A 7,215-nucleotide genomic window follows, 5' to 3' on the forward strand; every position below is an offset into this window, starting at 1 on the left:
ATGAGTGCCTGCGGTGTCAGTAAAAAAGGCGGCACAGACAGTACCGACGCAAAGACAGCCACAGAGGCAAAGACAGATGAAAAAGCACCAAGTGATTACGGAAGTGTAGAGCTTGGGGATTATATCGGAGTAGAAATACCTAATATAGATACATCTGTAAGTGATCAGGATGTAGATGCACAGATAAATACAGAGTTACAGCAGGACCCTGACAAAGAGCAGATTACAGACAGAGCCGTTCAGGAAGGCGATACTGTAAACATAGACTACACAGGAACAAAGGACGGAGTTGCCTTTGACGGCGGTAGTGCAAAGGGTTATGATTTGGTTATCGGCAGCAACAACTTTATTGAAGGTTTTGAGAGCGGACTTATAGGCCACAATATCGGTGAAGATGTACAGCTTAATCTTACATTCCCTTCAGATTATAACAACAAGGATTTGGCAGGTGCCGCAGTAGTATTTGATGTAAAGATCAATTCTATCTCAGTTTCAAAGCCGGCTACACTTACAGACGAGTGGGTAAGCAAGCATACAAGCGGTGCTCAGACGACTGTTGACGCATATAAGGCTGAGGTTAAAAAGCAGATCGAGGATCAGAGAAATAAGAGTGCCGAGCAACAGGATGAGTACAATGTACTGACAGCCGTAATGAAGAATTCTACTTATAAGCTTAATGACAAGGCTGTAGACTATGAGTACGATTCAGCTATGGAGCCGATCAACAATATGATCAAGCAGTACGGTATGACAATTGAGCAGTACGCACAGGCATACGGTACAGATGAAGAAGGTCTTAAGGCTAAGGTCAGAGAGCAGGCTGAGAGTGTTGCAAAGGAAAGAGTCACAATAGATGCAATCTATAAGAAAGAGAAGATGTCTTTAAAAGATGAAGATTATCAAAAGATTATAGAAGCAAGCGGACTTACCACAACAAAGGATGAGCTTATAAAGCAGTATGGAAAAGATAAGGTAGAGCAGGCTGTAAAGTCATACAAGGTTGTAAACTTCCTTGTAGAAAAGGCAAAGAGAAGCGCTTCTACCGTAAACTTAAACGGTGAGACTGTAGGCAGCGAAGAAGGACAGACAAGTGCAGAGAGCGCAGGCGAAGTTACAGAGAGCGGTTCTGCCGAGAGTCAATCGGCACAGAGCAGTGAGGCTGCACATTAATGAAAGCACTTTTCTTTGATATAGATGGAACTTTGATTGACAATGAGACCAAACAAGTGCCGAAGTCCGCATTTAGAGCTATAAAAGAGGCAAGACAAGCGGGACATTTGACATTTATCAATACCGGTAGGGTAGAATGTGTTATTGGCAATATAAAGAGTCGTTTTCAAATGGACGGCTATATATGTGGATGCGGCACACAGATAGTCGTAGGAGATAAGACCATCTTTGAGAAGAGGGTAGATCATAAAAGAGGCATTGAAATAAAGAAACTATTGAAGAAATTCAATGTTGAAGGTATGTTAGAGGCAAGGCAGGGAATTTATTTTCCTGCCAAACCTTTTATATATCCGGAGATAACTGAGAGAGGTCTGGATGCAATAAGCGCGGTTATTGAGCCGTCTGTAGGTGAATTTGACAAAGATGATTATGATTTTGACAAGTTTTGCATATTTGACGATCCCAGATTTTCAAAAAGTGATTTAAAATCGTTCTTTGCCGAGTGCGGCGATTTTGATATTATAGATCGCGGTGCAGGATTTTATGAATGTGTACCGTATCCTTGCTCAAAGGGTGAAGGCGTTTTAAAAGTTCTTGATTATTATAATATAGCATTGGAAGATGCCTATGTGTTCGGTGACAGTATGAATGATTTGCCTATGTTTACCTGTGGTGCAAAGAACAGGATTGTACTTGGTGAGCATGATACCGCATTGGAGGAATATGCGACATTTTTTGCAAAAAAAGTATCGGAGGACGGAATATATTCGGCAATGAAGGAACTGGGTCTTATATAGTTTCATAATTTTGGAGAGGTTATGTTTTTTAAGGATGTTTGGAAGGATGTAAAGGCTGTAAAGGAAAGAGATCCGGCGGCCAGAAATGCATTTGAAGTATTGTTTTTATATCAAGGTATCCATGCCCTGATTATGCATAGGATTGCACATTGGTTTTATAAAAAGCATATGTTCTTTATAGCAAGATGGATATCACAGGTTTCAAGGTTTTTTACACTGATAGAAATTCACCCGGGAGCCGAGATAGGTACCGGAGTGCTTATAGATCATGGTTGCGGTACCGTAATAGGAGAGACTGCGGTAGTCGGTGACAATTGTACACTCTATCAGGGTGTGACTTTGGGCGGTGTAGGTACCGCCAAAGGTAAGAGACATCCTACTCTCGGTAAAAATGTTATGGTAGGCGCAGGTGCAAAGATTCTGGGCTCATTTGAAGTAGGTGATAATGCATCTATAGGAGCAAATTCCGTACTTTTAAAGCCTTTGGAGAGCGATTCGACAGCTGTCGGAATACCTGCAAGACCGGTTAAGCTGAACGGTCAGGCGGTTGAGAAGAAGCATAAACTTGCACAGGTAAATGCCGACATCTCAAAGTTGGCAGAGACTATTGATATCCTCAATGAAAGATTGAGTCAGATGGAAGAATTGCTGAAGAAGAACGGTATTGATACAAGCAGCTTGGAAGGTAAAAGAGATACTACAGAGTTTACTGATTGGGTAATTTAATGGAATTGGACATATACAGCAGACAATTGGGAGTCGGGCACTCGATTTCCGACTTGTCTGCTTTTTTAGAAGAAAAAGCGTTTGTATACCTGCTTCGTTGCAATGACAACAGCCTTTACTGCGGATGGAGCTCCGATTTATCAAAAAGAGTGAAAGTGCATAATACAGGAAAAGGGGCAAAATATACCAAAGCAAGGCTTCCGGTTAAACTTGTCTACTTTGAGGTATATGAGGATAAGATAATTGCGATGAAAAGAGAATACGAGATAAAACAATTGACAAAATTGCAAAAGGAAAGATTGATAAATGGCATTGAAGATATTGTATGAGGATAAGGATATTGTTGTGGTAATAAAGCCCAGAGGAGTTTTGAGCCAGTCAAGTTCAAGCTTTGAAGAGGATATGGTAAGCCTTTTAAAGAAACATTTGGGAAATGACGGTTATATCGGAGTAATACACAGACTTGACAAGCCTGTATACGGAGTAATGGTCTATGGGAAGAATAAAAAGGCCACAGATATACTTTGCAGTGATCTGAGGAAAAAGAATATAGGAAAGATATACGAAGCTTTGGTGGAAGGACTGCCAAGTGAAGATACAGGCAGGCTGACAGACTTTGTAAAGAAAGAAAACAATAATATCAGTAGGATAGCGGATAAAAACACTAAGGATGCCAAGGAAGCAATACTTGAATATAAGGTTTTGGAGACAAAACAAGGTGACGGCATTGATATTACAAGGCTTAGAATAAACCTGCTTACAGGAAGGCATCATCAGATAAGGCTTCAGTGTGCAGCTCACGGCTTTGCGCTTTTCGGTGATTATAAATACAACAAAAGATTGGCAAAAGAAAAATCGGAATATGATAAAGTACTGACTTTGGCGGCTGTAGAGCTGAACTTTATCCATCCTAAAACAGGTAAAAATATGAATTTTAAAATAGATGCAGATTTTTAAAAAAATTAGAAAAAAACTATTGACAAAGTGCAATTAAAATGATAAAGTTAGGAAGTACTAACCGAGAGGAATAAATTTCCTTGAAAAATAAAACGGAGGTAGGTATGCCGGTTGAGATAGTAAATAAGCTGGCAACTGATGGTGAGAACAGTGTAGAACTCAGACTTATCATTCAAAATGCCGCAGTGCTGAAGGGGAAAAGGATTTCCGGTATGCTCTTTTTAAACGACAAAGAGTTGGCCAGAATAAGTATGAAACTGCATAATACGAATATCAGCTTGATTATCCTTTGTACCTGTAAGAAGCGACATTTGGTGATGGTATACAGAGCAAAAGAGTTGGAAGAACATCTGAGGAGTAAAGAGGTTAGTGACTACCTGAGAGAGTTTGGTTATAGGAGAGATGATTTTATATCAAATCTTATTAGACTGCATCAAAGGATGAACGGCTTTTATAATAAGATGAAAGAGTTTCCACATGAGGTCGGCGTATTCCTGGGGTATCCGATATGCGATATAAAGGGCTTTCTTGAGAACAAGGGAGAGAGATATTTACATAGCGGTTATTGGAAAATATACGGCAACTTGGAGGAGACCAGAAAAAAGTTTCTAAGCTATGATGAGGCGAGAGAGACTGCTATTGATGAGTTTTTATCCGGTAGAGAGCTGGAGAGTATAGCTTGTTGATAATAGTTTCAGCCTAGAAATAAGGAGAAAAAGATGGATAAAGCAATTATTGTTTATTGGAGTTCAACAGGAAACACAGAGGCTATGGCAAATGCGATAGCTGACGGAGTAAAGGCTGCAGGCGGAACACCTGAGCTTGTATTTGTTGACAGTGTAAATGTTGACGAGTTACTGGCGCAGCCTGCATTTGCTATCGGATGCCCTGCAATGGGTGCCGAGGAGTTAGACGAATCGGTAGATAGCTTTGTAACAGAGATTGAAGGCAAGGTATCAGGCAAGAATATCCTTCTGTTCGGTTCATATGATTGGGGCGACGGAGAGTGGATGAGACTATGGGTTGAGCGTATGCAGAATGCAGGTGCCAATATCATAGGTGGGGAAGGCATTATAGCAAACCTTGAGCCGGATGAAGACGCAAAAGCTGCACTCGAGGCGGCAGGAAAGCAGTTAGCTGCATTTTAATTTTAGGTCTTAACATTAGGTTTTCCTAATTTAAGATATGGTAGCTGTTATTTAATATGGGCGGCTATCATATATATCAAGTAAGACTTGAGCAACCTTATTTGATAATATACAGTGTTACACATATTGAAATTTCCTCTTACTTAAAAGACAGGCCTTGAGCAAGCCTGTCTTTTTATTTGCAATAAATATTTATACATAAGATATACGGTGCAAAACACTTAAAAATCGGCTTAAAATATGAGATTTTACCACTTGACAGTTTACAAAGTCCATTGTATAATGCATCGGAACTAGTTAGATTATGTATTAAATTCGCCACGTACGCCGGTATAGTGGTTTTTTTCTAATCTTAAACGAGTTGGCAGATTGAAGTTAAAGTTTTGACTTCAAAATAAAAATATAAGGACAGTTTTACTTAAGCAGGAGTGAAATAGAAGTCAAAATGGAGGAAATATGGCAGAGAAAAAGCATATATTAACTTATGAGGGACTTAGAAACTTAGAGGAAGAGCTACAAGATCTGAAGGTAAATAAAAGAAAAGAGATAGCCGGAAAGATTAAAGAGGCCAGAGAACAGGGTGATCTCTCAGAGAATGCAGAATATGATGCTGCCAAGGATGAGCAAAGAGATATAGAGGCAAGAATAGAACAGCTTGAGGCACTACTTAAAAACGCTGAAGTAGTTGTAGAAGATGAAGTCGATTTGGATACAATAGGTATCGGCTGTATGGTTAAGGTACTTGATAAGGACTTTGACGAGGAACTCGATTTCAAAATAGTAGGTTCTACAGAGGCCGACTCACTTGCAGGAAAGATAAGCAACGAGTCACCGCTTGGTAAGGCGCTACTTGGTAAAAAGGTCGGTGAAACAGCGGTAGTAGAAACACAGGCAGGTGTTTCAGAATATATAGTATTAGAAATACAAAGGGTATCTTAAGGAGGAAATATGGCAAAGGGCAATGAACCAATGGCAAGTGAGGATTTGAATCACATTTTAAAAGCAAGAAGAGACAAACTTTCCGAGTTACAGGCGGCAAATAACGATCCGTTCTTTATCACAAAGTACGATGTGGACAAACACAGTGCAGATATAAAGGACAACTTTGATGAGTTGGACGGAAAAAGTGTCAAGATTGCCGGCAGACTTATGTCAAAGCGTGTCATGGGTAAAGCATCTTTTTGCCATGTACAGGACTTAACAGGAAGGATACAGGCATATGTAGCAAGAGATTTTGTAGGAGAGGAAGAGTACAAAGCTTTTAAAAAGCTTGATATCGGTGATATCGTAGGTGTTACAGGTACGGTATTCAAGACACAGACAGGTGAAATAAGCCTTCATGCTACAGACGTGATACTGCTTTCAAAGAGCTTGAAGCCGCTCCCTGAGAAATTCCACGGACTTACAGATACAGATACAAGATATCGTCAAAGATATGTCGATCTTATTATGAATGAGGATGTAAAGGATACATTCGTAAAGAGATCAAAGATTATAACAGCAATAAGAAAGTTCCTTGACGGTCAGGGATTCATGGAAGTTGAAACACCGATGCTTGTAAGCAATGCGGGCGGTGCGGCAGCAAGACCTTTCAACACACATTTCAATGCGTTAAATGAAGATGTAAAGCTTCGTATTTCACTTGAGCTTTACCTTAAGAGACTTATTGTAGGCGGACTTGAGAGAGTATATGAGATAGGTAGAGTGTTCAGAAATGAGGGCGTTGATACAAGACATAACCCTGAGTTCACACTTATGGAGCTTTATCAGGCATATACAGATTACCACGGCATGATGGATCTTACAGAAAATATGTTCAGATACCTTGCAGAAAAAGTTTGCGGTACCACTACAATACCTTATGCCGAGGCAATGATTGACCTTGGAAAGCCTTTTGAGAGAATTACAATGGTTGAGGCTATAAAGAAGTACTCAGGCATTGATTTTGACATTATAGAGACAACAGAGGAAGCAAAGGCACTTGCAAAGGAAAAAGGCATTGAGTTTGAAGAGCGTCACTCAAGAGGCGATATCATCAATCTCTTCTTTGAGGAGTTTGTAGAGGAGAAACTCATACAGCCTACATTTGTAATGGATCATCCTATAGAGGTGTCACCGCTTACAAAGAAAAAGCCGAGCGATCCGAGATATGTAGAAAGATTTGAGCTCTTTATTTACGGTAGAGAGATGGCAAATGCGTACTCCGAGCTTAACGATCCGATCGACCAAAGAGAGAGATTCCAGGCGCAGGAAGAGGCGTTTGCAGCAGGAGATGAGGAAGCAAATCATACAGATGAAGACTTCTTAAATGCACTTGAGATAGGTATGCCGCCTACAGGAGGTATCGGATACGGTATCGACAGACTTGTTATGTTGCTTACAAACTCACCTGCTATCAGAGATGTATTGCTCTTTCC

General features: G+C 40.2%; 9 protein-coding genes. All 9 read left to right on the forward strand.

All coding sequences use genetic code 11. The features are described 5' to 3' along the window. Positions 1 to 1,170, forward strand: a 1,170-nt coding sequence (gene tig / locus ACO6FI_RS12150; RefSeq protein WP_485457564.1) for a trigger factor, incomplete at its 5' end; no start/stop codon positions are given. After that, the gene (locus ACO6FI_RS12155; protein WP_485457565.1) at positions 1,170 to 1,967 is read left to right on the forward strand and encodes an HAD hydrolase family protein; all 798 of its coding nucleotides are present in this window, start codon (positions 1,170 to 1,172) and stop codon (positions 1,965 to 1,967) included. The genes tig and ACO6FI_RS12155, both read left to right, overlap by 1 nt. Before the next feature lie 21 nt (positions 1,968 to 1,988). Beyond that, positions 1,989 to 2,693, forward strand: coding sequence for a serine O-acetyltransferase (gene cysE, locus ACO6FI_RS12160; protein ID WP_485457566.1), 705 nt, complete (start codon positions 1,989 to 1,991; stop codon positions 2,691 to 2,693). After that, the gene (locus tag ACO6FI_RS12165) at positions 2,693 to 3,022 is read left to right on the forward strand and encodes a GIY-YIG nuclease family protein (RefSeq protein WP_485457567.1); all 330 of its coding nucleotides are present in this window, start codon (positions 2,693 to 2,695) and stop codon (positions 3,020 to 3,022) included. Before cysE ends, ACO6FI_RS12165 begins: the two co-directional genes overlap by 1 nt. Beyond that, positions 3,000 to 3,650, forward strand: a complete 651-nt coding sequence (locus ACO6FI_RS12170; protein ID WP_485457568.1) for an RluA family pseudouridine synthase — start codon at positions 3,000 to 3,002, stop codon at positions 3,648 to 3,650. The genes ACO6FI_RS12165 and ACO6FI_RS12170 overlap by 23 nt, the downstream gene beginning before the upstream one ends. A gap of 104 nt (positions 3,651 to 3,754) precedes the next feature. Further along, positions 3,755 to 4,336 (forward strand): DUF3793 family protein, encoded by a 582-nt coding sequence (locus ACO6FI_RS12175; RefSeq protein WP_298052282.1) that lies wholly within the window; start codon positions 3,755 to 3,757, stop codon positions 4,334 to 4,336. A 33-nt stretch (positions 4,337 to 4,369) separates the two neighbouring features. After that, complete coding sequence (locus tag ACO6FI_RS12180) at positions 4,370 to 4,798, forward strand: flavodoxin (protein WP_314610770.1); 429 nt, start codon at positions 4,370 to 4,372, stop codon at positions 4,796 to 4,798. A gap of 456 nt (positions 4,799 to 5,254) precedes the next feature. Further along, the gene (gene greA / locus ACO6FI_RS12185; protein WP_009446981.1) at positions 5,255 to 5,737 is read left to right on the forward strand and encodes a transcription elongation factor GreA; all 483 of its coding nucleotides are present in this window, start codon (positions 5,255 to 5,257) and stop codon (positions 5,735 to 5,737) included. A gap of 9 nt (positions 5,738 to 5,746) precedes the next feature. Next, the coding region (gene lysS, locus ACO6FI_RS12190; RefSeq protein WP_485457569.1) for a lysine--tRNA ligase at positions 5,747 to 7,215 on the forward strand (1,469 nt) is incomplete at its 3' end.

It is taken from the genome of Lachnoanaerobaculum sp., from assembly GCF_057250505.1.